This window comes from Xanthomonas sp. DAR33341, from assembly GCF_003992815.1.
GTDB classification, from domain to species: Bacteria; Pseudomonadota; Gammaproteobacteria; order Xanthomonadales; family Xanthomonadaceae; genus Xanthomonas; species Xanthomonas cissicola.
In genome coordinates this window covers 65,705-91,231 of the sequence record NZ_QEYV01000028.1, presented here as the reverse complement: position 1 = coordinate 91,231, position 25,527 = coordinate 65,705, and the positions used below count along the sequence as shown (strand labels likewise).

The 25,527-nt window shown below is 65.6% G+C and carries 19 protein-coding genes; 13 read left to right on the top strand and 6 right to left on the bottom strand.

Annotation, left to right across the window (positions count from 1 at the left end):
• The first annotated feature begins 38 nt into the window (after window positions 1-38).
• The 4 genes from EO156_RS13470 (at window position 39) to EO156_RS13455 (ending at window position 6,652) form a co-directional block, all read left to right on the top strand.
• Window positions 39-1,211 (top strand): OprO/OprP family phosphate-selective porin, encoded by a 1,173-nt coding sequence (locus tag EO156_RS13470; protein WP_003483386.1) that lies wholly within the window; start codon window positions 39-41, stop codon window positions 1,209-1,211.
• A 376-nt stretch (window positions 1,212-1,587) separates the two neighbouring features.
• Window positions 1,588-4,233 carry a PAS-domain containing protein gene (locus tag EO156_RS13465; RefSeq protein ID WP_029996371.1) on the top strand — a complete coding sequence of 882 codons (2,646 nt, stop codon included), beginning with the start codon at window positions 1,588-1,590 and terminating at the stop codon, window positions 4,231-4,233.
• Window positions 4,234-4,526: 293 nt separating this feature from the next.
• A complete protein-coding gene (locus EO156_RS13460; protein ID WP_016851538.1) occupies window positions 4,527-5,876 on the top strand; it encodes an MFS transporter in 1,350 nt (449 codons plus the stop codon).
• Between the two features lie 8 nt (window positions 5,877-5,884).
• Window positions 5,885-6,652, top strand: a complete 768-nt coding sequence (locus EO156_RS13455; RefSeq protein WP_026007306.1) for a substrate-binding domain-containing protein — start codon at window positions 5,885-5,887, stop codon at window positions 6,650-6,652.
• Here EO156_RS13455 and EO156_RS13450 read toward each other — a convergent pair.
• Complete coding sequence (locus tag EO156_RS13450) at window positions 6,644-7,546, bottom strand: LysR family transcriptional regulator (protein WP_011052303.1); 903 nt, start codon at window positions 7,544-7,546, stop codon at window positions 6,644-6,646. The genes EO156_RS13455 and EO156_RS13450 overlap by 9 nt on opposite strands.
• Before the next feature lie 320 nt (window positions 7,547-7,866).
• Between EO156_RS13450 and EO156_RS13440 the strand changes: the two genes are divergently transcribed.
• The 3 genes from EO156_RS13440 to EO156_RS13430 are packed head-to-tail and all read left to right on the top strand — an operon-like array spanning window position 7,867 to window position 9,879.
• Complete coding sequence (locus EO156_RS13440) at window positions 7,867-8,937, top strand: aldo/keto reductase (protein WP_016851541.1); 1,071 nt, start codon at window positions 7,867-7,869, stop codon at window positions 8,935-8,937.
• A gap of 16 nt (window positions 8,938-8,953) precedes the next feature.
• Window positions 8,954-9,499, top strand: a complete 546-nt coding sequence (locus EO156_RS13435; protein WP_005921661.1) for a nuclear transport factor 2 family protein — start codon at window positions 8,954-8,956, stop codon at window positions 9,497-9,499.
• An 11-nt stretch (window positions 9,500-9,510) separates the two neighbouring features.
• Window positions 9,511-9,879: an Atu4866 domain-containing protein gene (locus EO156_RS13430; protein ID WP_005921659.1), complete on the top strand. Its 369-nt coding sequence runs from the start codon at window positions 9,511-9,513 to the stop codon at window positions 9,877-9,879.
• Between the two features lie 127 nt (window positions 9,880-10,006).
• Here the strand turns inward: EO156_RS13430 and EO156_RS13425 are convergent, their stop codons facing one another.
• From EO156_RS13425 to EO156_RS13410, 4 genes are all read right to left on the bottom strand, one after another.
• On the bottom strand, window positions 10,007-10,645 hold the full coding sequence (locus EO156_RS13425) for a response regulator transcription factor (RefSeq protein WP_016851542.1): 639 nt from the start codon (window positions 10,643-10,645) through the stop codon (window positions 10,007-10,009).
• Between the two features lie 310 nt (window positions 10,646-10,955).
• Window positions 10,956-12,005, bottom strand: coding sequence for an ABC transporter substrate-binding protein (locus EO156_RS13420; protein WP_005920681.1), 1,050 nt, complete (start codon window positions 12,003-12,005; stop codon window positions 10,956-10,958).
• Window positions 12,005-13,390 (bottom strand): sensor histidine kinase, encoded by a 1,386-nt coding sequence (locus EO156_RS13415; RefSeq protein ID WP_003483410.1) that lies wholly within the window; start codon window positions 13,388-13,390, stop codon window positions 12,005-12,007. Before EO156_RS13415 ends, EO156_RS13420 begins: the two co-directional genes overlap by 1 nt.
• Complete coding sequence (locus tag EO156_RS13410; RefSeq protein WP_003483413.1) at window positions 13,383-14,084, bottom strand: response regulator transcription factor; 702 nt, start codon at window positions 14,082-14,084, stop codon at window positions 13,383-13,385. The genes EO156_RS13415 and EO156_RS13410 overlap by 8 nt, the downstream gene beginning before the upstream one ends.
• A gap of 264 nt (window positions 14,085-14,348) precedes the next feature.
• Here EO156_RS13410 and EO156_RS13405 point away from each other — a divergent pair, with 264 nt between their 5' ends.
• From EO156_RS13405 to EO156_RS13385, 4 genes are all read left to right on the top strand, one after another.
• Window positions 14,349-15,542 (top strand): OprO/OprP family phosphate-selective porin, encoded by a 1,194-nt coding sequence (locus EO156_RS13405; protein WP_016849123.1) that lies wholly within the window; start codon window positions 14,349-14,351, stop codon window positions 15,540-15,542.
• 226 nt (window positions 15,543-15,768) lie between these two features.
• Window positions 15,769-17,097, top strand: coding sequence for a CitMHS family transporter (locus EO156_RS13395; RefSeq protein ID WP_003483418.1), 1,329 nt, complete (start codon window positions 15,769-15,771; stop codon window positions 17,095-17,097).
• Between the two features lie 171 nt (window positions 17,098-17,268).
• Complete coding sequence (gene phbB, locus EO156_RS13390; protein ID WP_005920685.1) at window positions 17,269-18,009, top strand: acetoacetyl-CoA reductase; 741 nt, start codon at window positions 17,269-17,271, stop codon at window positions 18,007-18,009.
• Window positions 18,010-18,249: 240 nt separating this feature from the next.
• Window positions 18,250-19,281, top strand: coding sequence for a LacI family DNA-binding transcriptional regulator (locus tag EO156_RS13385; protein ID WP_016849122.1), 1,032 nt, complete (start codon window positions 18,250-18,252; stop codon window positions 19,279-19,281).
• A 111-nt stretch (window positions 19,282-19,392) separates the two neighbouring features.
• On the opposite strand, the gene EO156_RS13380 is transcribed toward EO156_RS13385, so the two are convergent.
• Entirely contained in the window at window positions 19,393-20,712 is a 1,320-nt protein-coding gene (locus tag EO156_RS13380; protein WP_016849121.1) for an MFS transporter, read from the bottom strand.
• Window positions 20,713-20,978: 266 nt separating this feature from the next.
• Between EO156_RS13380 and EO156_RS13375 the strand changes: the two genes are divergently transcribed.
• Both EO156_RS13375 and EO156_RS13370 read left to right on the top strand, forming a co-directional pair.
• Window positions 20,979-23,435: a TonB-dependent receptor gene (locus EO156_RS13375; RefSeq protein WP_016849120.1), complete on the top strand. Its 2,457-nt coding sequence runs from the start codon at window positions 20,979-20,981 to the stop codon at window positions 23,433-23,435.
• 34 nt (window positions 23,436-23,469) lie between these two features.
• Window positions 23,470-25,404, top strand: coding sequence for an alpha-amylase family protein (locus EO156_RS13370; RefSeq protein ID WP_016849119.1), 1,935 nt, complete (start codon window positions 23,470-23,472; stop codon window positions 25,402-25,404).
• Window positions 25,405-25,527 lie beyond the last annotated feature (123 nt).

The following is a 25,527-nucleotide window of genomic DNA, read 5'->3' as shown; positions in this document are numbered from 1 at the left end:
GGACGCCCGGCCCCTTCTCATTGCCGAAGACCATACCTATGCGCCTCAATCTGCTTGTCCTGGCGTTGGCTGCTGCCATCGTCCCCGCCGCTGCCAATGCAGCCACCTCGATCGAAAACTGGCCGACCAAGTACACCTTCGGTGACGGCACCGAGCTGGGCCTGACCGGCAACTACGCCTACGACGACAACAACTTCTCCGGCGACGACCGCCTGGAAGACCGCAACGATTTCCGCCGCAAGGAATTCGGCGCCACCATCAAGAAGAAGGGCGTCTACGACGCCATGGTGTACTACGACTTCGAGTCCAAGCTGTGGCTGGACGTGTTCTACCGGTTCGAGACCAAGGCCCTGTTCGGCCAGGATTACGGCCGCGTGCGCCTGGGCTACATGAAGGTGCCGGTGGGCCTGGAAGCGGTGCAGAGCTCGCGTGCGGGCAGCTTCATGGAACTGGGCCTGCCGATCCAGGCGGTGTTCCAGGGGCGCCGTACCGGCGCGGAATGGACGCTGGAACGTCAGCAGTACCTGCTGCAGGCCGGCGCTTACGGCGGCAAGGATCTGCAGGGTGACAACCCGGGCACAACCCAGGCCGTGCACGCGGCATGGACCCCGTTGAAGGCCGAAGGCGACGTGCTGCACCTGGGCATCGCCGGCTCGATCGAAAACCCGCGCGGTTACAGCGACGGCCGCGGCGTGTCGTTCAGCCCGCGTGTGCGCCTGCGTGCGCGCCCGGAAGCCGGCCTGACCGATGTGCGCCTGATCGACACCGGCACCATCCTCGATGTGGACCATGTGATCCGCACCGGCCTGGAAGCGGTCTGGATCCATGGCCCGTTCTCGCTGCAGAGCGAAGCCCTGCGCGCCGAAGTGGCACGCAACGCGAACCAGCCGCACTTCATCGCCCAGGGCCAGTACGTCTACGGCACCTGGACGCTGACAGGCGAATCGCGCAGCTATGCCGGCGGCGTGCCGGGCAATATCAAGCCGTCGCACGACTACGGCGCGGTCGAGCTGACCGCCCGCTACAGCCGCCTCAACCTGGAAGACAACAATGTGCATGGCGGCCGCCAGCACGACACCACCATCGGCGCCAACTGGTACCTCACCAGCCACTTCAAGTTCCAGGCCAACTACAGCTGGGTGGATTCCTCGCGCAATGGCGTGCATGAAACCCCGCACGTGATGGAACTGCGTGCGCAGGTGCAGTTCTAAGCCGCGCTGAGCAAGGGCAGCGCGCCGGCGATTCGCTCCGGCGCGCTGCCGCGCGTCATGGCCACGCGCCGGTTCGCCGACGCGCCGTCGGCATCGCATCGCATCGCAACAGGCATTCGACACGGCCGCATCCATCACGGGTGCGGCCGTTGTCGTATTCGGCGCTTGCCCCGCGTGCGATGAGAGCGGCCGACACATGCCGCGAGCGGTCGCCGGGCAAATGCGGGCGGAGCGCCCGGAACCCGTCGTCACGCGTGGCACACGCGATGGCAGCGTCTGCCGGCCGCGCCCATCTGGCGATGAGCGCAACCGTTTTTGTCAGCCATTGCAGGCTGATGGCTGCGCGATCCGGCGACAGACCGCCATACTTGCGGCCATGTATGCATCGCAACGCCGCCGCCTGCTGCTCACCTTGTTCATCGTGCTGGGCGGGATGGTGGTGGCCATGGTCGCGGCCGGGCACTTCGTCGAACAGAGCGCGCTGCACGATGAAAGCGCCACCGTGCGCCGCCAGCTGCGGCTCTACGCGCAGGCGCTGCAGCAGCGCGTGGACCGCTATCGCACGTTGCCGCAGATTCTGGCGCTGGACCCGGAACTGCGCGCGGCCGTGTCCGGCCCGCTGTCGCCGGCCCAGGTGGATGCGCTCAACCGCAAGCTCGAACGCGCCAACAATGTCACCCAGTCGTCCACGCTGACGTTGATCAGCCACGACGGCGTGGCACTGGCCGCCAGCAACTGGCGGGCGCCACGTAGCAACGTGGGCGTGGATTACGCCTTCCGTCCGTATTACCAGCAGGCGCTGGCCACCGGCAGCGGCAGCTTCTACGGCATCGGCATGACCACCAGCGAGCCGGGCTATTTCCTGTCGCAGGCCATTGTCGATGGCGCCGGCCAGGTGCAGGGCGTGGTGGTGATCAAGATCGCCCTGGCTGCACTGGAGCGTGAGTGGCTGCAGACCCCGGATATCGTGCTGGCGTCGGACGCGCACGAGGTGGTGTTTCTTGCCAGCCAGCCGGAATGGCGCTACCGCGTGCTGGCCCCGCTCAGCGACCGCGATCGCCGCGAACTGCAGAGCACCCGCCAGTACGCCGACCAGGAATTGCTGCCGCTGCGGCGCCGGCTGATCGAGCAGACCGGGTACGGCGGTGTGCTGGCCGACGTTCGCGACCCGCCGCTCGGCCCGCAGGTGCTGTGGCAGACCCTGGAAGTGCCCGAAAGCGGCTGGCGCCTGCATCTGCTGCACGACACCCGCGCCAGTGCCGCTGCCGGCCGCGCCGCGGCGATTGCCGCCGCCGGCGCGTGGCTGGCCTTGGCCCTGCTGTGGTTGTTCGCGCAGCAACGGCGGCGGCTGTCGGCGTTGCGCCAGCGCAGCCGGCACGAACTGGAAACCTTGCTGCAGCAGCACGCCGAAGAACTGCGCACCGCACAGGACGGCGTGGTCACCGCCGCGCAGCAGGCCAATGCCGGCCTGAGCCGCAGCCTGGAACATCTGCCGCAAGGCGTGGTGGTGATCGACGAGGCGCTCAATCTGGTGGCGTGGAATTCGCGCTATGTGGAGCTGTTCCGGTTTCCGCCGGAACTGCTCAAGATCGGCCGACCGATCGAAGACCTGTTTCGGTTCAATGCACGCCGCGGCCTGCTGGGGCCAGGGCCGATCGAGGCGGCGATCGAGCGGCGCCTGAACCACTTGCGCAGCGGCAAGCCGCATATGCGCGAGAGCGAAAAAGAAGACGGCACCGTGCTGGAAATCCGCGGCAACCCGCTACCCGATGGCGGCTTTGTCACCAGTTACGCCGACATCACCAGCTACAAGAACGCCGCACGCGAACTGCGCTCGCTGGCCGACGCGCTGGAACACCGCGTGGCCGAGCGCACCCGCGACCTGGCAGCGGCCAAGCGCGAAGCCGAAAGCGCCAACCGCTACAAGACCCGCTTCGTCGCCTCGGCGGTGCACGATTTGCTGCAGCCGCTCAACGCCGCACGCATGTTCGTCTCGGTGTTGCGTGGGCAAGTACGCGAGGCTGGCAGCGCGCGCGTGGTCGACAACATCGACGGTGCGCTGGCTGCGCAGGACGCCATCCTCAACAGCCTGCTCGACATCTCGCGCCTGGAAGCCGGCAGCCTGAAGACCCAGGTGCGCGACTTTGCGCTTGCGCCCTTGCTGGACACCCTGGCGCGCGACTTCGGCATCCTGGCCGAAGACCGCGGGCTGGTGCTGGAATCGGTGCCGACCTCGGCGGTGGTGTTGAGCGATGAAAACCTGCTGCGCCGCATCCTGCAGAACTTTCTCTCCAACGCCATCCGCTACACGCCGCGCGGACGCGTGCTGATCGGCTGCCGTCGCCGTGGCGGCTGGCTGCGTATCGAAGTGCACGACCAGGGCCCCGGCATTCCCGAAGCCCTGCAACACGAAATCTTCGAAGAATTCCGCCGCCTGGACGACGGTGTGGCCAACGATCGCGGCGCAGGCCTGGGCCTGGCCATCGTCGAGCGCATCGGCCGTCTGCTCGGCCATCGCATCGGGCTGCGTTCCAGCCTGGGCGCAGGCAGCGTGTTTTCGGTGACTGTCCCGCTGGGCGATCGCACCGCCATCGCGCGGCGACCGCCAGCGCCGGCCAGCACTGCCGAACACGGCAACGACCCCATCCTGCATGGCTGCCGGGTGTGGTGCGTGGACGATGAGCCATTGGTGTGCGAGGCCACCCGCACGCTGCTGGAGCGCTGGGAATGCCGCGTGGATTTCGCCGGCGGCCCGGATGAGGCATTGAGCGCTGCCAATGCCGAGGAGGTGCCGGAATTGCTGCTGCTGGATGTGCGCATGGGCGCGTACCATGGCCCCATGCTGCTGTCGCAGTTGGTGGAACGTTGGCAACGCGAGCCACGGGTGATCCTGGTCACCGCAGAACCCGACCCTGTCCTGCGCGAGCATGCGCTGGATCTGGGCTGGGGATTTTTGTCCAAGCCGGTCCGCCCGCCTGCCCTGCGCGCGCTGGTGACGCAGATGTTGATGCGGCGCGGGTAGCGCGCTGCCAGCGTCCTCTCGCGTGCTCACCGGCAGCGCACGCACCGATCCGATCGGCGCATCGGCAGGCCACTAGAGCACTGCGGCGACGGCATAGACGGATCGACCTCACGCCAGGCGGCCATGCCAGCCGCCGTTGGCGAATGCGGCGTGCGCGTCGTGGCGAGGTCACTGCGCGTCGCGCACTGCAGCCGCGCGGACCGATGTTCAACGCGCATCAATCGATGAGAAAGCAGCAATTATCAACGTCGACCATCTCGACCAGAATCGAGTGCCTCAGATGTCATACGTCCATGCATACCTATCGTGGAGGGCGATTTATGCAGAGTTCCAGCAGTGAGGCAACGCACCAGTCGAAACTCGGGATGGTGCTGAGGGTGACCTCGGGCAACTTCCTCGAGCAGTTCGACTTCTTCCTGTTCGGCTTTTACGCAACGCAGATCGCCGCGACCTTCTTCCCTGCGAGCAACGAATTCGCGTCCCTGATGATGACCTTCGCCGTGTTTGGCGCGGGCTTTCTGATGCGGCCGCTGGGTGCGGTGATCCTGGGTGCCTACATCGACGATGTCGGGCGCCGCAAGGGCTTGATCGTCACCTTGGCGATCATGGCCAGCGGTACGGTGCTGATCGTGCTGGTGCCAGGTTACGCCAGCATCGGCTTGTGGGCACCGGCCCTGGTGCTGCTTGGCCGCCTGCTGCAGGGCTTTTCGGCCGGCGCCGAAATGGGCGGCGTGTCGGTGTATCTGGCCGAGATGGCCACACCCGGTCGGCGCGGCTTCTACGCCAGTTGGCAATCGGCCAGCCAGCAGCTTGCCATCGTCGCTGCGGCCGCAATCGGGTATGCGCTCAACCAGCTGATGGCGCCACAGGACCTGGCGCAGTGGGGCTGGCGAATTCCGTTCGGCATCGGCTGCGTCATCATTCCTTTCATCTTCTTGCTGCGGCGAAGCCTGGAAGAGACCGCAGAATTTGCCCAGCGCCGGCAGCCGGTCACGATGAAGCAGGTGATGCGCGGGCTGGCGAACAATGCCGGCATCGTGATCGCCGGCGGCTTGATGGTCGCGCTGACGACGACCGCGTTCTATCTGATCACCGTCTACGCCCCCACCTTCGGCAAGAGCGTACTCAAACTCAGCACCGGCGATGCGTTGATCGTCACGCTGTTGGTAGGCGTCTCCAATTTCATCTGGCTGCCGATCGGTGGCGCGCTCAGCGACCGCTTCGGCCGCAAGCCGCTGCTGGTGAGCATGGCGGTGGTATGCATGGTAACGGCCTATCCGGTGCTTGCGTTTCTCGCGGCCGCACCGAGCTTTACGCATATGTTGCAGGCGCTGCTGTGGCTGTCCTTCATCTACGGCCTCTACAACGGCGCCATGATTCCGGCGCTCACCGAACTCATGCCGGCGCATGTGCGGGTCGCCGGATTCTCGCTTGCCTACAGCCTGGCGACCGCGGTGTTTGGCGGCTTTACGCCGGTGATGTCCACCTGGCTGATCCATGTCACCGGCGACAAGGCCGCGCCTGGCTACTGGCTGGTCTTCGCGTCGGTGTGCGCGCTGGGGGCCACGCTGTTTCTGTATCGCCGCCAGAGCAATCCCGCGACGGCGACCGGCCTGGATACCGCGGCAGGAGCGACGAAATGATGCGGACCATGTGGAAAAAGTGGCTGGGTGCGATCGTTGCAACGGCTCTGCTGTCGACAGCGGCAGGCGCGCAGGAATTGACCGTGATGACCTCCGGCGGTTTCACGGCCGCCTTCGATCGCCTGGCCCCGCGATACACCAAGCAGACCGGGGTGAAGGTCACCACCCTGCTTGGCCCTTCCATGGGCGAAACGCCACAAGCCATTCCCAACCGGCTCGCACGCGGCGAGCATGCCGATGTGGTGATCATGGTCGGTAGCGCGCTGCAGAAGCTGGTCGACGCCGGCGTGGTCGACCCGGCATCGCGGGTGGAGCTGGCCGATTCCAGGATCGGCATGGTGGTGCGCAGCGGTGCACCCAAACCCAAGATCGACAGCGTCGAGCACTTCAAACAGACGCTGCTGCACGCCGATTCGGTGGCCTATTCGGACAGCGCCAGCGGCGTCTATATCGAGACCACGCTGTTCAAGCAGTTGCAGATCCAGGGCCCGATGATGGCCAAGAGCAAGAAGATTCCGCGTCTCCCGGTGGGCACGGTGGTGACCGATGGCAGCTATCAGCTCGGCTTTCAGCAGGTGGCCGAGCTGCTTCCGGTGGCAGGCGTGGCGTTTGTCGGCAAGATCCCCGAACCGTTGCAGTCGATCACGCGCTACGCCGCCGGTGTTCCGGTCAACGCGCAGCACCCCGAAGCGGCCAGGCGCCTGCTTACGTACCTGCAGTCGGGCGAGGCGCAGGCGGTTGCGCGCGCGACCGGCCTGGATCCGGTGTCACCTTGAACGTGCGGGCATCCGTCGCACCAGTTCCGCCAGCTCCAGCGCGGTCGGTGTCAGCGTGCGTCCGCGACGTTTGAGAAGTCCCACGTTACGCGATACCTCCGGTTCGACCAGCGGCACCGCCGCCAGCACCGGATGCGGGCCGGAGGGCATGGCAATGGAAGGCACGGCGGCAATACCGACGCCGGCCTCCACCAACCCCAGCAACGTGGTGACATGGCGGGTCTCGCAGATGCTGGGCTTGTCCGGCGTGAATGCAGCCAGCGCCCGATCCAGCACCAGCCGGTTGCCCGATGTCTTGTCCAACGTAATGTAGTCGTAACCGTAGGCCTCCTGCCAGCTGACCTGTGCGCGCCCGGACAGCGGATGGTCCTGGCGGCAGGCAATCACATAGCGCTCCTGCAACAACGGCTCGAACTCCACCTCCGGCGCCAGGTTGCCGCTGAAGCTGACCCCGAAATCCGCTTCGCCGGAGGCCACTGCCGCACTGACATGACTGGCGCTGCCGTCGAACAGCCGGATGCGGATCTTCGGAAACAGCTGATGCAGCCCGTGGATCGCCTGCGGCATGAAGTAGTACGCCGCGGACGGCACGCAGGCCACGGTCACCGTGCCCATCCTGCTGGACCCTGCATCGCCGATGTTCATCAGCGCCATATCCAGATCGTCGAGCATGCGCTCGACCTGCGGCATGAACGCCTGGCCGACGGTGGTGAGCGCAACCTTGCGCGTGGTGCGCTCGAACAGCTTGACGTTCAACGCCGACTCGAGCTTGTCGATCCTGCGGCTGAGCGCCGGCTGCGTGATGCGGATGCGTTCGGCAGCGCGGCGAAAGCTGCCGTTCTCGGCGACGGCACGGAATGCCTGCAGATCGTTGAGGTCGAATTTGATGGTCACGGTGCCGCAGCTTCAGTGTTCGATGGCGGTCGCCATAGCATAGACGCTTGCCTGCGGTGCTGCGTCTGACGCCGACAAGTCGCTGCATTCGGATGCATTGCCTGCGTTGGAATTGGCAAAAGCCAGCACTTGCATCGAATTCGACGCGACGCGACGCGACGCCACACCACGCCTCACCAGACACTGCCTGTGCGATGGCGCTGCATCGGCCATTCGGACGATCAGGCAAGGATGCCGGATAACCAGGCTCACGCTCGCCCCCCGCGCCGCGGCACAGTGGCTGGCAACACGCACCAGGCCACTACCGGGAGACATCACGCATGCATCAGCCACGCTCACTGGACCACTACCGCCTGCTCGGCCGCTCCGGCCTGCGCGTCTCGCCATTGTCGCTGGGCACCATGACCTTCGGCGAAGCCTGGGGCTGGGGCGCAGATGCAGGCGAAGCCAAGCGCATCTTCGACGCCTATGCCGACCGCGGCGGCAACTTCATCGACACCGCGGTGAACTACACCAACGGCGGCTCCGAACGCATCCTCGGCGAGTTGATCAAGGACCGACGCGAACGCTTCGTGCTGGCCACCAAATTCACCATGGCACGCGATGCGGACAACATCAATTCCGGCGGCAATCATCGCCTGAACCTGATTCGCTCGGTCGAAACCAGCCTGCGCCAACTTGCCACCGACCGGATCGACCTGCTGTACCTGCACGCCTGGGATTTCACCACCGCACCGGACGAAGTGATGCGCGGGCTGGAGCATCTGGTGCAATCGGGCAAGGTGCTCTATCTGGGCATCTGCAATACGCCGGCCTGGCGCGTGGCGCAACTGCAGACCCTGGCCGACCTGCGCGGCTGGTCGCCGTTGGTGGCGTTGCAGATCGAGTACAGCCTGGTCGAACGCAGCGTCGAACATGAGCTGCTGCCAATGGCGCGCGAACTCGGCCTGGGCGTGTTGCCGTGGTCGCCGCTGGGCGGTGGCATCCTCACCGGCAAATACAGCCGCGCCGATCTGACCGACGACAATGCGGCAGAGGTCTCGAGCAGCCGTAAGGGGGTGATCGCCTCGACAGGGCATCTCACTGCGCGTTCGCTGGAGATTGCGGATGTGGTCGGTGCGATCGCCGATGAACTGGGCGTATCGCGCTCGCAGGTGGCGCTGGCCTGGACCTTGCGCAACCCGGCCGTCGTGTCGCCGGTGATGGGCGCACGCACCTTGCAGCAGGCCGAAGACAACTTCGGCGCACTGGAGATCGTGCTTGCCGACGAGCAGCTCGCGCGCCTGGACGCGGTCAGCGCAGTGCCGCCGATCTTCCCCGAACGCTTCATCGGCAGGCCGATGGCGCAGCAGTTGATCTACGGCAGCCATCACGTGCAGCTGCGCACCTGATCACCACGGAGCAGCCATGACCCGACCCTCCACCCTCGCGGCGGCAGCGCTGCTCGTCGCCGCAGCGTTCGCAGGCAACGCCGGCGCCACATCCAAGGACGCTGCATCCACAGACACCTGTGCAGAGCAACCGGTGCCCGCCTGCAACAAGCGCATCGTCGAAGCGGCCTTTGCGCAGTGGCAAAACGGGGGTAGCGGCATCTTCGAGACGCTGCTGTCGCCCGAGGTGGTGTGGACCATCGAAGGCTCCGGCCCGAGCGCCGGCACCTTGCGTGGTCGCGAGGTATTGGTCGAGGCCGCGGTGCGCCCGCTGAGCGAGCGTCTGGCCTCGCCGCTGCGGCCGGTGCAGCAACGCATCTGGGCCGATGGCGAGCACGTCATCGTGCAGTGGGAAGGCGTGGCCACGCTGCGTGATGGCGGAAGCTATCGCAATCGCTACGCATGGATCATGCGGATGGCCGATGGCAAGGCGGTCGAGGTCAACGCCTTTCTCGACCTGCCCGCCTACGACGCGGTGCTGCAGCGCGGCCATCGCCAACTGCAACGCAGGGCCAGCCCATGAGCGACAGACCGATGAAGGCCGCCATCGCGGTGGCGCTGGGCGCCGGCTCGGCGCTCGCCTGCCCGTTCGCGGCAGCTGCGCAACCGCCCACCGCGCCCACCGCTACCGCGACCCAACAACCAGGACATCCGATGCAAGCACACCCCTATCTCGGCATGTGGGTCACCGGCGACGGACGGATCCGGCAGCAACTCCTGCCGAACGGCCGCTACGACGAGGCTCGCGACACACGCCAAAGCGCCTACCAGGGCCGCTACGAAATCACCGGCAATCACATCGACTACTGGGACGACACCGGCTTCACTGCCGATGGGCGTTTCGTCAACGACGATGAGCTGCATCATGGCGGCATGGTGTTCCATCGGCAGCCGCCAGCCTAGAGCGACTGAAAAAAGGACTGCTCGCCATGCTTGATCGCCGGGCCTCGCGCGGCCGCACTGGCTGGCTCCGCGATGCGTTGCGCGTGCTGCAGACCGCAATACGCAGCAACCCATGCCGCACGCGGGCTCAGCCCTCGCCTTCCGGCTCCAGCGCCTTGACCAGCACAGCCGCTTGCGTGCGGCTGTAGCAGTCGAGCTTTTTCAGGATCGCGGTGACGTGCACCTTGACGGTGTTTTCGGCCAGGCCCAGTTCGTGTGCGATCTGCTTGTTGAGCAGGCCGTCGGCCAGGCTCAGCAGCACGCGGAACTGTTGCGGGGTGAGCTGAGCGAGTTTGGAGGCCAGTTGCGCGTCGGCCTCCGAACGCTCGGCGGTCATCGGCGGGAACCAGGTAGCGCCTTCGAGCACGCTGGCCACCGCGGTGCCGATCGATTCGGCCGGAGTGGATTTGGGAATGAAACCGGCCGCGCCGAACTGCTGCGCACGCCGGATCACCCGCGGATGATCATTGGAGGAGATCACCACCACCGGGATGTCCGGGTGCTCGCCACGCACATGCAGCAGCGCCGAAAAACCGCGTGCACCCGGCATGGCCAGATCCAGCAGCACCAGCTCGGCCTGCGGGTGCGAACGCAGCATCGCGCTCAAGGTGGCGGCGCTGGAGGCTTCCACCACGTTGGTCTGAGGCAGGGTCTGCTGGAGCACGTGGATGACGGCGGCGCGGAACAGCGGGTGGTCGTCGGCGACGAGAATAGTGAGATCGGCCATGCGCCAAGTCTGGCACAGGGCCGCCGCCGATGCCTTTGCCCTAGAGCGTGTCATGTGCTTTGAGGTGAGTGCGAAGGGTCCTGTGGCGCGCCCAGACAAGGCGTGCGCTGCGGCCCAGGCTGTGGCCGCCTGGGCAAGGTGCGCAACGCGGTCTCGGCGCGCCACAGGGCGCTTCCCGCAGGGTTGGCCGTCAGCGGCACGGCGCGGGCGCCGCGCGGCTTGCCTTGGCGCCAGCCACGCCGGCGCCACGCAGCACCCGCGCCGCACCGCTGACGGCCAACGCATCTCATCTCAACGTGCATAACACGCTCTAGCGCGGCGGCTGCGTGCTCGCCCGCCAGGCATCCAGAAACTGGCGGCGTTTGAGCTTGTCCAGGTATACCAGCAGGCCGGGGCCGAGCGGGATCGGGCGGAATGGTGGCTGCGCCGAACCGCCGCGACCGCCGGCGGCCGGCAGGATCGGCATCAGCCGCGCCTCGCGCGACAGCACCTGCTGACCGCGCGGCGAGAGCAGATAGTCGAGAAACCGGCGCGCCTCCGGCGCATGCGGCGCCGTCTTGGGGATCACTGCCGTGCGCAACGCCACCAGCGTGTAGTCCTGCGGCTGCACGATGCCCAGCGGCGCCCCCGCATCGATGCGGGCCTGTGCGTAGGAGCCAAGCACGTTGTATGCCAGCAACAGCTCGCCACGGCTGACGCGGTCGAGCAAGCTGCCGGTGCGCTCTTCCAACACCACCCGGTTGGCCCCCAGCGCAGCGAGCAGCGCACCGGCGATACTGCCCACCTGGCCGTCCTGGGTAGCGAACAGATACCCCACGCCGCTGCGTTCGACATCGTAGGTGCCGACCTTGCCGCGCAGCGGTGCATCGGGCATGCGCAACAACGCCAGCAATTGCCGGCGCGTGCGCGGCACGCGGGCGGCATCCAGCTTGCGCGTGTTGTAGACGATGGCCACCGGCTCGTAACTGATGCCGAACACTTCATGGCGCCATTGCGCCCATGCCGGCAAGGCTTCGGTCTGTGCGGAGCGATGCGTCAACGCGTGGCCGTCGTTCACCAGTTTGGTCTGCAGATCCATGCTGGCGCTGATCAGCATGTCTGCAGCAGGTGCGCCATGGCCTGGGTGCAGATAACGGTCATAGATGTCCCAGGCGATCACGTCTTCGTAGATCACCTCGGTGCCCGGATGCAACCGTTGGTAGTCCCGGATGACTGCACCGAACACTTCCAGGTCGGTGGAGCCCTGCACGCGCAGCTGCACACGCACCGGGCCCTGTGCGGGAAAGCGACGCACATCGCCTGGCGCCGCGCAGGCGATGCCATGGACCAGCAGCAACACCAGCATCCACATCGGCCGCATCACGCCCCTCCTCCCGGAAAATGCATCGAGGCGATCAAGCCGCCACCGATGCGGTTGGCCAGATCGATGCGCCCGCCATGCGCTTCCACCACGCGCTTGACGATGGCCAACCCCAGACCGGCGCCGCCGACCGGCGCATCCGCCCCACGTACGAAACGCTCGAACACACGCTCGGCTTCGGCTGCCGGAATGCCGGGGCCATGATCGGCAATGGTCAGTACGTGATGGTTGCCGTCGCTGGTGAGCGCCACCTGCAGCGAGGCACCGGCACCGTATTTGCATGCGTTGTCGATCAGGTTTTTCAGCGCCTCGCGTAGCAGCAAGGCATCGCCACGCAGCAGCGCCGGTTGCGGGTCGATCGCCAGCTGCACGCGCGGTGCGCCTGGGCTGCGCGGCAGCGCTTCGTGCAAGGCCTGATGCAACACCTCGGCCAGATCCACGGTGGCAAAGCGCTGCAGGTTGGCACGATGGATCACGCTGGCATCGCTGAGCAACTGATTGAGCAACCGGCTCATGTGGCTGGCGTTGCGCTCGATCGCCACCAGGCTGCGTTGCATCTCGCGCGGGTCGTCGTCGTCCATCGCCAGCTGCGCCTGCGCGCGCAAGGCCGCCAGCGGCGTGCGCATCTGGTGCGCGGCCTCGGCCATGAAGGCGCGCAAGGTTTCGTTGCTGGACGAAAGCCGCGCCATGAACCGGTTGAGCGCGGTCACCATCAACTGCATTTCCTGCGGCGCCGGCACGTTCAGCGGCTTGAGGTCGGAGGGCTCGCGCCGCGACAGATCGCCCTCGATGCGCTGCAGCGGCCGCAACGCGCGATAGACGCCCAGCCACACCAGGCCCAGCGCCAGCAGCGACAGCACGCCGATCGCGACCAAGGCGTTGAGCACCACATCGCGCGCCACCGCATCGCGTGCGCGCCGGGTCTGGCCCACCTGCACGCGCACCTCGCCCTGCCCAGACGCCGACGCCACCCGATGCATCACCACCGCAAAGCGCACCGGCTCGCCGCTGTACTGCGCATCGAACAACAGCGGCCGCTCGTCGCGCGGCGCACGCGGCGGCAGCGGCAGCGTGTCTTCGCCAGTGATGGTGCGGCCCTGCGCATCGAACACGCGATAGAACACGCGGTCCTCCGGCGCCATGCCGAGCAGATCCAGCGAGGCGTACGGCAGATCCACCTGCCAGTCGCCGCCGACCAACGCCACGCTGTCGATGATCGACAGGGCCGAGGACACCAGCAGGTGATCGTAGGACCGATTGGCCGCACGCTGGCCGTAATCGCGTGCGGCAAAGAACAGCACCACCGCACCCAGCAGCGACAGGCTGCCCAGATACAGCAGCAAGGTGCGCCGGATCGACGGTGCCACCGTCAGCGGCTCAGCCATCGACGCCCGGCTCCATCGGCGCATGCGGGTCGGCTTCTTCGAGTTTGTAACCGGCACCGCGCACGGTGACGATACGCAACGGCGCGGCGGCCAGTTTGCGCCGCAGCCGGCCGACATACAGCTCGATCGCGTTGGGCCCGGCGTCGTCGTCGAAGCCGAACAACCCGTTGCCGATCTCGTCCTTGCCAACCACCTGCCCGAGCCGTCCGATCAGGATTTCGAACAGGCGATATTCGCGATTGGGCAACTCGATCGGCACGCCATCCAGCAGCAGCGTGTGCGCGGCATTGTCGAAGACGAATCCACCGATCTGCACCACCTCGCTGGCCTGGCCCCGATTACGCCGCAGCAATACGCGGCAACGCGCTTCGAACTCCCGGAAGTCGAACGGCTTGCCCAGGTAATCGTCCGCACCGACATCCAACGCCTGCACGCGGTCTTCGATGCCATCGCGCGCGGTCAGCATCAGCACCGGCGTGGCATCGCCCCGCTCGCGCATGCCGGCCAGCACCCGCAGTCCATCGAGTTTGGGCAAACCGATATCCAGCACCACCAGATCGAAGCTCTGATACCGCAACACACTCGCCGCCGCCAACCCATCGGCCTGCCAATCCACCGCATGCCCGCTACGGCGCATGCGCCGCACGATGGCATCGGCGAGGTCGGCATTGTCTTCGACTAGCAGAAGGCGCATCGGGTGGGGAATCGTGAATAGGGAATGGGGAATCGCAACGGCGCTGGGCCGCGGCCGGAAGGTAACAGGCCCAGAGAACAAAAGCTTCTACACCTCGGCACCCGCTGCCGCGATCTCGCTGTTGCGATTCCCCATTCCCGATTCCCCCTTCCCTCGCACTGACAGGTCCATGACAGCTTCGCCGGACTAGGCTGCTGCCAACGCGCCGCGGCGGTTGTGCGGTGCATCGTCAAACGTGATTCACACATGTACCTGGGAGGGTCTGTGAGCAACGACACTTTGCGTTTGCGTGCCTTGGGCGCCTGCGCGGCGATCTGCCTGGCACCGGCGGCACATGCAGCCGACGAGGCCGGCCCGGTCACTGCCGAACTGGGCGGACGGGTGCATTGGGACTTCACCGTGTTCGACAACGACGACCGTGGTGCACGCGAGCACAACGACACCCAGTTCCGCCGCGTGTGGCTGGATGTGTCCGGCAAGTTCTACGGGTTCAATTACAAGGCCGAGGCGGATTTCGCCGGCCTGCAATACGAGGCAGGCAGCCGCGGCATCCTGGCGCGCGATGTCTATATCGCCAAGAAGTTTTCGGCCGGTACGTTGACCGTCGGCCAGTTCAAGCAGTACTTCTCGCTCGACGATCGCACCGGCTCCAACTACGGCCCGTTCCTGGAACGCGGCTATGCCTCGACCACGCTGGCACCGATCTACCGCAAGGCCATTTCCTGGCAGACCAATCGCCCGGATGCGACTTGGTCCACGTCTGCCTACAGCCTGGAAAGCATCGATAATTCTTCGACCAAGGGCGGTGCGCTCGGCACGCGCCTGACCTACGCGCCGGAGATGGGCGAGGCACGCCTGCGCCACCTGGGTATCTCGCTGGCGCACGAGCGCTATTCGCATCCGGGCAGTGGTGGCGCTTCGTCGCTGCTGATCCGCCCACGTCCGGAAAACGATCTGGCCAACAATAGCCGCATCACCCTGGCGCGCTTTGCCGATGGGCGCGATACCGATTTCGATAAATGGTCGCTGGAATATGCCGAAGTGCTCGGGCCGTGGTCGTGGCAGAGCGAATTCAGCGGCGGCCTGCTCGACGATGGCGCGCAGCACGCCGAGGTGTTGGCCAGCTATGGGCTGATCAGCTGGTTCGTCACCGGCGAATCGCGCGGGTACGACCGCAAGACCGGCCGCTTCAGCCGCATCGCCACGCCCAACCGCCCCTCCGGTGCGTTCGAGCTGGCATTGCGCTACGACTACATGCGTGGCGACCAGCATCTGGACGGGCAACCGGACTTCATCAACGCCAGCACGCAGTCGTGGACGCTGGGCGGCAACTGGTATTTCAAGCCGAACCTGCGCGTGATGCTCAACGTGATCGATAGCCGCAACCGCAACCGCATCGCCAACGCAGTGGTCGACCACACGCTGGCGGTGACCGGCCGCTTTCAGTACGACTTCTGATGCGCAACTGCATCGTGTCGGCAATCGGAAAGACCGACGTGCGCACGCTATTCGCGCATATCTGCGCAACGCGCCGCTACGTCGGTACGCCCGCGCGCAACGCCGCGCTTGCGCCACCTCGCGTGCGTCCAGCAGCAACCGCGCACCTGCATCATCGGCGCTGCGCACCTTGCGCAACGCTGAGCTCCACTCTCCCCCTGCTGTACGCCTCAAAGGATTCGCCCGCATGCTGACCGCGCTCGGTTTCGGAATGGTGATCACCTTCATGTACCTGATCATGAGCAAGCGGCTATCGCCGTTGGTGGCTCTGATCACGGTACCGATCGTGTTCGCGTTGCTGGGCGGCTTCGGCACCGGCATCAACGAGATGATGCTCGAAGGCATCAAGAAGATCGCGCCCACCGGCGTGATGCTGATGTTCGCCATCCTGTATTTCGGGGTGATGATCGATGCCGGGCTGTTCGACCCGCTGGTCGGCCGCATCCTGCGCCTGGTCAAGGGCGACCCGCTGAAGATCGTGATGGGCACGGCGATCCTGGCGATGCTGATCTCGCTCGACGGCGACGGTTCCACCACCTACATGATCACCGTCTCGGCCATGTTGCCGCTGTACCAGCGCCTGGGCATGAACGCGCTCAACCTCACCTGCGTCACCATCCTTGCCAGCGGCGTGATGAACCTGACTCCGTGGGGCGGCCCCACCGCGCGTGCGGCCACCGCGCTGCATGTGGAACCGGGCGATGTGTTCGTGCCGCTGGTGCCGGCCATGCTGCTGGCGATCGCCGGCATCCTTGCGCTGGCGTGGTATCTGGGCATGCGCGAACGCCGCCGCCTGGGCGTGGTGCGCCTGCCGGCGGACGGCAACTGGCTGGACACCAGCATCCCCGAAGACAACGACGCCCTGCCGCGCGTGGAAGACACCGAGGACATGAAGCGGCCCAAGCTGCTGTGGGTGAATCTGCTGTTGACGTTGGTCTTGATGGGCGCGCTGGTGAAGGGCGTGCTGCCGATGCCGGTGCTGTTCATGATCGGCTTCGCGCTGGCGCTGATGATCAACTATCCCAATCTGGCCGAACAGCGCCGCCGCTTGGTCAACCACGCCGGCAACGTGCTGTCGGTGGTGTCGCTGATTTTCGCTGCCGGCATCTTCACCGGCATCCTGTCCAACACCGGCATGGTCGAAGCGATGTCGCGCAGTTTTCTGGCCGTCATTCCCGATAGCTGGGGTCCGTACCTGGCGGTGATCACCGCCATCGTCAGCATGCCGTTTACGTTCTTCATGTCCAACGACGCGTTCTATTTCGGCGTGCTGCCGATCCTGTCGGAAGCCGCAGGCCATTACGGCATCACCCCGGTGGAAATGGCCCGCGCTTCGCTCGCCGGCCAGCCGGTGCACCTGCTCAGCCCCCTGGTGCCATCGACCTATCTTTTGGTCGGGTTGGCCAAGGTCGACTTCGCCGACCATCAACGCTTCACGCTCAAGTGGGCGGTGTTGATTTCGCTGTTGATGCTGGGCGGCGGGTTGTTGTTTGGTCTCTTTCCACTCGCGCGTTGACTGCCGCCGGGAATGGGGAATCGGGAGTGGGGAATCGGTAGGGCGGCGCTATGCAGTCGTTTCGATTCCTGACGTCCAAATACGAAAACAGATACCGAAAAGCGGCTCTTGTCTCTACCGATTCCCCAGTCCCGATTCCCCATTCCCAAACTCCGAAGGAGTTAAACACCAATGACTCTCCGCATCGCATACGTCACCAGTGGCATGGGTAGTGTCGGTACCGCGATCTGCCAGAAGCTGGCCCGCAGCGGGCATACCGTGGTTGCCGGTTGCGGGCCTAATTCGCCACGCAAGGCGTCGTGGTTGCGCGAGCAGCGCGAGTTGGGCTTCGATTTCGTGGCATCCGAAGGCAATGCCGCCGATTGGGAGTCCACCGTGGCTGCGTTCGCCAAGGTCAAGGCTGAAGTCGGCGAGATCGATGTGCTGGTCAACAATGCCGGCGGCAGCCGCGACACCTTGTTCCGGCAGATGACGCGCGACGACTGGAATGCGGTGATCGCCAGCAACCTGCATTCGCTGTTCAACATCACCAAGCAGGTGGTCGACGGCATGACCTCGCGCGGCTGGGGGCGCATCGTCAACATCGGCTCGGTCAGCGCACACAAGGGCCAGATCGGGCAGATCAATTTCGCCACTGCCAAGGCGGCAATGCATGGCTTCAGTCGCGCGTTGGCGCAAGAGGTCGCCTCGCGCGGGGTCACCGTCAACACCATCTCGCCCGGCTATATCGCCAGCGCCTCGATCAGCAGCTTTCCACCGGATGTGCTCGATCGCCTGGCCACCTCGGTGCCGGTGCGCCGGCTCGGCAAACCGGCCGAAGTTGCCGGACTGTGCGCCTGGCTCGCCTCCGATGAGGCCGCCTATGTCACCGGTGCCGATTACGCGGTGAATGGCGGGCTCTACATGGGCTAAGCGAGCGCACAACCGACGGCCGTTGCGCTGTACGCACAACACGCTCTCGCCGCGCACCTCTGCATGTCCCGCTGCCCACCTGCCCCGCACGTCCGCCGCCCGATCTGCGGGAGCGCCCACCAGGCCAGCAGATCCGTGTGCGTGTGCGCCCCGCCCGCGTGCACAAGCAGTCGCCACCGTGCGGACAACCCGCCTCTATTGCGAACTGATTACACTCTGGCTTTTCCGCAGCGCGCTGCCATGGCCAAACCTTCAGACCGCACAACGCTCACTGCCCGTCCGCAGATGGCCGACATCGCGCGCATGGCGGGCGTGTCCGAATCCACTGTGTCGCGTGCCCTGGCCGGCAGCCCGGTCGTGGCCGAACGCACCCGCGCCTACATCAAGCAGATTGCGGCCGATGCCGGCTACCAGGTCGACCCGGTGGCACGCAGCCTGCGCGCCAAACGCTCCAACACCGTGAGCGTGGCAGTGCCGATGATGCATGCGCTGGATCAGCCGCTCTCGGACCCGTTCCTGATGACCATGCTGGCGCTGCTGGCCGAAGAGCTCACCGGACGCGGTTACAGCATGCTGCTCTCCAAACTGGACCGGCATCAGGATGGCTGGGTGGAACAACTTGCGCGCGGCAGCCGCTCCGACGGCGTCATCGTGCTGGGGCAAAGTTCCGAACACGCCGCGCTGGATGCAGCCGCACGCGACGGCCTGCCGATGGCGGTCTGGGGCAGCCGCATCGATGGGCAGTCGTACATCAGCGTGGGCAGCGACAATTTCCAGGGCGGCGTACTCGCCACCGAACATCTCATCGCCAGCGGCCGCCAACGCATCGCCTTCTTGGGCGATGACCAATTACCAGAGGTGGCGCCGCGATTTGCCGGCTATCGCCACACGCTGGAACGGCACAGGCTGGAATTCGATACGCGGCTGCACGCGCGCAGCCATTTCGTCAGCGAAGATGCTTACCGCCTCACCCGCGCGATGCTCAAGAAAACCGACCCACCCGATGGCTTGTTCGCCGCTTCCGATGTGATCGCCGTGGGCGCAATCCGCGCCCTGGTCGAGGCCGGCCACCGCGTGCCGCAAGACATCTCGCTGGTGGGCTTCGACGATATCCCGCTGGCTGCCTATAGCCAACCGCCGTTGACCACCGTGCAGCAGGATCTGGGCTTGGCAGCGCGGCTGTTGGTCGATCGGCTGCTGGCGTTGATTGCAGGCGAGCAAGTGCAATCGGTTGAAATGCCGGTGAAGCTGGTGGTGCGCGAGTCGGCGTGAGGCCGGGAATCGGGAATCGCAAGAGCGTGCTTGACCGCGAGCCGAGCGCAACTGCGCGTGGTCGCTAGGGCATCGAACGGCGGCCGTTATGCAGCAACGCAGGCGGGGTGACTACGCCGCCACCGCCTTCGGCTTACGCAAGCGCACGCACAGCATCGCCGCTGCCGCTGCCAGCATCAGCGCGCCGGCCAGGCGGACCACGTTGCGCGGGTCGCCGTGCAGCACATGCTCGTAATACAGCGGCAAGGTGACGATCTGGATCAGCATCGGCAGCACGATGAACAGGTTGAACAAGCCCATGTACACACCGGTGCGCTCGGGCGGGATGCTGTCGGCCAGCATCAGATACGGGTTGCCCATCATGCTGGCCCAAGCCAGGCCAATGCCGATCATCGGCAGCAACATCAGCCAGCGATTTTCGATGCCAGGCAGTAGCCACATGCCGATACCGGCGGCGACCAGGCAGGCCGCATGCGTGTACTTGGGACCGAAGCGACGCACCACCGGCACCATCGCGAACGCCGCCAGAAACGCGACGAAATTGTAAAACCCGCCAATCTGCCCATTGACCAGGCCGGCCTCGCGGAAACCATGCGAGGTGGGGTCGGTGGTGCCGAACAACGTGGTCGACAGCGACAGCACGATGTATTGCCAGTAGCAAAAGATCGCGTACCACTGAAACAGCATGACCGGCGCCAACTGGCGCATGGTGGGTGGCATCTCGCGCAGCGCGCTGCCGATTTCGCGCACGGTCGCCCCCAGCCCGGCGCCGCTCTGGCGGATGCGTGCGATCTCTGCCGGCGTGATCGCCGGTTCGCGCACGCTGCGTGCCGTGAGCAGGATCGAGCCCGCTGAAAAGCCCGCGCCGATCACGAACGCAGCGATGGTGACGTAAGGGATGTGGTGTGCGTTGGCAGCGTCCTGGTTCATGCCCATCCCCACCAGCAACGGCGGCGTGAGATAGGCCAGCGTCTGCGCAAGGCCGGTAAATGCGCTCTGGGTGAGATACCCCAGCGGTCGCTGGGGCGGCGTCAGTACGTCGCTCACCAGCGCACGGTAAGGCTCCATTGCCACGTTGTTGGCCGCATCCAGCACCCACAGCAGGCACACCGCCATCCACAGCGCGGTACTGAATGGCATCGCCAGCAAGCACAGGCTGCACACCAACGCCCCCAGCACCATGTACGGCATGCGCCGGCCCCACCGCGTCACCGAGCGGTCGCTCCAGGCCCCTACGAACGGCTGCAGCACCAGGCCGGTGATCGGCCCGGCCAGCCAAAGGTACGGCAGGTTGGCGTGGTCGGCGCCCAGATAGTTGTAGATCGGACTCATGTTGCTCTGCTGCAGCCCGAAGCTGTATTGCACGCCAAAAAAACCGGCGTTGAGCGCCAGGATGCGCACGAAGGAGAGCGGAGGAACGGTCGACGACATGCAAAGCCCTGGGCATCGGTGCGGCTCCCAGCGGCCGCAGCGCACTGTACCTTGCCGCCGTTGCAATCGATTGTAACGCTGCGTCGCAGCACGTTTTCCTGCCCGGAATAAATCAGATTTAACTTGGAATTTATGTTGCGCCGCAAGATTGCAATCGATTGTATTGCGGCGTATTACTGCGCTCGCACTGCAGGCCACATGGCCGCTCCCTGGGAGGGGACGATGCAGGCGTCGGCACACCACCATCTGTGAGAGAGAGAATCGCAATGTCCACCTTGCACACCATGCGCCTGCACGCCCTGGCCTGCGCGGTCGTGTCCTGCCTGTGCGCGCCCGCTGCGCTGGCCCAGGACACCGCCGCCGCTGCGCCGGCCACGCCGCCGGCTGCCGACAGCGCCGCGGTCAATCTGGATTCGGTGTTCGTCACCGGTACGTCCACCGCCACCACCAAACTCAAATCCAGCGTCTCGGTCAGCACCGTCGGTGCCGAGGCCATCGAACAATCGGCGCCGCGCAGCACCGCAGAAATCTTCCGCAATATCCCCGGCATCCGCTCCGAATCCAGCGGTGGCGAAGGCAATGCCAACATCGCCGTGCGTGGGTTGCCGGTGGCCTCCGGCGGCGCGAAATTCCTGCAGCTGCAGGAAGACGGCCTGCCAGTGATGGAGTTCGGCGATATCGCCTTCGGCAACTCGGACATCTTCCTGCGTTCGGATTTCACCCTGGACCGCATCGAAGCCATCCGCGGCGGTTCGGCGTCGACCTTCACCAGCAACGCGCCCGGCGGCATCATCAACTTCATCAGCAAGACCGGCGACACCGCCGGCGGCAGCGTCGGCGTCAGCCGTGGCCTGGACTACGACAACACCCGCATCGATTTCAATTACGGCGCACCGTTCGCCGAGCAGTGGCAGTTCAACATCGGCGGTTTCTTCCGCCAGGGCGATGGCGTGCGCGATGCCGGTTACACCACCGACAAGGGTGGCCAACTCAAGGCCAACCTCACCCGCCTGTTCGACAATGGCTATGTGCGCGTGTATGGCAAATACCTCAACGACCGCGCCGCCGGCTACCTGCCGGTGCCCACCTCGGTGCGCGGCCGCGATGGCTCGCCAGACCTGGGCGGCTTTCCCGGTTTCGATCCCGGCAACGACACCTTGTACAGCCGCAACTTCCGCACCGACGTGGGCCTGGACGGCAACAACCAGCCGCGCCGCACCGATCTGGGCGACGGCATGCACCCCATCTCGCGCACCATCGGTGCCGAGGCCTGGTTCGACCTGGGCAACGGCTGGAACCTGAGCGAGAAGTTCCGCGTCGCCGACAACAGCGGCCGCTTCGTCAGCCCGTTCCCGGCCGAAGTCACCGACGCCGCGTCGCTGGCCGCGTCCATCGGCGGTGCCGGTGCGCAGCTGGTGCAGGCCAGCGGCCCCGACGCCGGCCAGGCCTATACCGGCAATGCGATCCGCACGCACCTATTTAACGTAGCCATCAACGACCTGGGCAACGTCACCAACGACCTCAGCGTCTCGCGCGAGTTCGGCGGCGACGGGCGGACGCTGAACCTGCGCATGGGCTATTACAGCTCGCGCCAGACCATCGACATGGACTGGACCTGGAATTCCTACGTGCAGAGCCTGGGCCGCAATTCGCGCTTGCTCAACGTGGTGGACGCGGCCGGCGTCTCACGCTCGCAGAACGGCCTGTACGCCTATGGCACACCATTCTGGGGCGACTGCTGCGTCACCCGCAGCTACGATGTGCGTTACGACGTCAACGCGCCCTACGTTGCGCTGACCTTCGACAGCGGCAAGTTCAGCATCGACGGCAGCCTGCGCTACGACATGGGCGATGCGCGCGGCAGCTACAACGGCACCGCCATCGCACAGAACCTGGACGTCAACGGCGATGGCGTGATCCAACCGGTGGAACAGCGCGTGGCCACGGTGGACACCGCCAATTCGCGGCCGGTGGACTACGATTGGAATTACCTGTCGTACTCGCTGGGCGGCAACTATCTGATCACCGACGACCTGGGCGCGTTTGCGCGCATCAGCCGCGGCGCACGCGCCAACGCAGACCGGTTGTTGTTCGGCGTCGTGCGCGACGACGGCTCGGTGTCTTCCGAGGAAGGCGTCAATGTGGTGCGCCAGGCGGAAGCGGGCCTGAAGTGGCGCCGCGACGGGCTGAGCCTGTTCGCCACCGCGTTCTCTGCGCGTACCCAGGAGCAGAACTTCGAAATCACCAGCCAGCGTTTCTTCAATCGCAGCTATGAGGCGCACGGCGTGGAACTGGAAGCCAGCTACCGCTATGAAGGGTTTACCCTCAACGGCGGCCTGACCTGGACCGATGCAGAAATCGCGCGCGATCAGATCACCCCGGAAAATGCCGGCAACGTGCCGCGCCGCCAGGCCGATGTGGTGTGGCAGCTCACGCCCAGCTACCGCGGCGACAACTACCAGTTCGGCGTGAACCTGATCGGCACCACCGACGCCTACACGCAAGACGCCAATCAGTTGAAGATGCCCGGCTACACGCAGGTGAACCTGTTCGGCGACTACCGCGTCACCGATGCGCTCACCGTGGCGCTCAACGTCAACAACCTGTTCAACACCTTTGGCCTGACCGAAGCCGAAGAGGCGACCATCCCGGCCAATGGCATCATCCGTGCGCGTTCGATCGCCGGCCGTACCACCAGCATCAGCCTGCGTTACGACTTTTAAGGACCCCGCGCCGGGTTCTGCCCGGCGACTTCCAATGAGCACCTGCCCGATCGATCCCCCCGCACTGCGCGCGGCTTTTGCCGGGCCGCTGGACCCGCAACACGCCGAGGTGCTGTTGTCGCGCTACGACCAGCACGCATCGCGTTTGCTGGATGCCTTGCATGCGCTCTACGGCCAGCGTGCCGACTATGCGTCGTGGTTGGCGCAATGGCTGGGCGAGGTGGGCGACATCGCCCGGCAACGCCCGCAAGCCTTGCAAACGCTAGACAGCACGCGGCACGCCGGCTGGTTCGGCCAACCGCACATGCTCGGCTACAGCGCCTACGCAGACCGCTTTGCCGGCACGCTGCAAGGCGTGGCCGAGCGCGTGCCGTATCTGCAGGAACTGGGCGTGCGCTACCTGCATCTGCTGCCATTCCTGCGCGCACGCGCCGGCGACAACGACGGCGGCTTTGCGGTCAGCGATTACGGCCAGGTGGAACCCAGCCTGGGCAGCAACGACGACTTGGTCGCGCTTACCAGCCGCCTGCGCGAAGCCGGCATCAGCCTGTGCGCGGACTTTGTGCTCAATCACACCGCCGACGATCACGCCTGGGCACAGGCGGCCCGCGCCGGCGATGCACGTTATCTCGACTACTACCATCACTTTGCCGACCGCACCGTGCCCGACCGGTACGAAGCCACGCTGGGGCAGGTGTTTCCGCATACAGCGCCCGGCAACTTCACCTGGGTGGACGACACCGCGCAGTGGATGTGGACCACGTTCTATCCGTATCAATGGGATTTGAACTGGAGCAACCCGGCCGTGTTCGGCGACATGGCCCTCGCGATGCTGCGGCTGGCCAACCTGGGCGTGGAAGCATTCCGCCTGGATTCCACGGCCTATCTGTGGAAGCGCATCGGCACCGATTGCATGAACCAGTCCGAGGCGCACACCTTGCTGGTGGCGCTGCGCGCAGTCACCGATATCGTGGCGCCGGCGGTGGTGATGAAGGCCGAAGCCATCGTGCCGATGACGCAACTGCCGCCGTACTTCGGCAGCGGCGTGGATGAGGGCCACGAATGTCATCTGGCCTACCACAGCACGCTGATGGCAGCCGGCTGGTCGGCACTGGCGTTGCAACGCGGCGACATCCTGCACAACGTGATCGCGCACAGCCCACCATTGCCGCGCCACTGTGCATGGTTGAGCTATGTGCGTTGCCATGACGATATCGGCTGGAATGTGCTGCAGCACGAAGCCTGCGGCAATGCCGCGCAACCGCCGTTTTCGCTCCGCGATGTGGCGCGCTTCTATGCCAACGCGGTACCGGGCAGTTACGCACGCGGCGAGAGTTTCCAGAGCAGCGGCGACGGCGTGCATGGCACCAACGGCATGGCTGCTGCACTTGCGGGCATCCAGGCCGCGCAGGAGGCAGGCGATGCGGCGGCGTTGGCGGTTGCAGTGGACCGGCTGGTGTTGCTGTATGCCATTGCGCTTGCCATGCCGGGCGTTCCGCTGATCTACATGGGCGACGAATTGGCGATGGTCAATGACCCCGGCTATCGCGATGACCCGCACCGCCAGCATGAAGGCCGTTGGCTGCATCGGCCGGCGATGGATTGGCAGCTTGCCGCGCAGCGTCACGATGCCAAGAGCCTGAGTGGCACGGTGTACCGACGCTTGCGTGGATTGATCCGGCAACGTGCCGCGTTAGGCGCGTTGGCAGCAGATCAAGCACTGGCAAGCATTGCGCTGAATGATCCTCGCGTGTTCGCGCTGACGCGTGGCGACAGTTTCATCGCCTTGCATAACTTCAGCGACCAGCTGCTCGACGTGGAGCTTGCAGCGATCGGCGTCGATGGATGGACGCTGCTTGCCATCGATGACGCGATTGGTGGCGCCGCCGCAAGGGGCGATGGATCGATCGTGCTTCCGCCTTACGGCGTGCGTTGGCTGCAGCGTGGGACTGAGCATGCGCCTGAATGAGCGTGAGTAGTGATGTGCCGCGCGTTTAGTGAGCCGCACCTTCGTCTGCGCCCCGCTCCGCGTACCCACTTAGCTAGTGCAAGCGCAGCATGGCCCGCGCACCAGGAGCGCGCGGGCCATGCC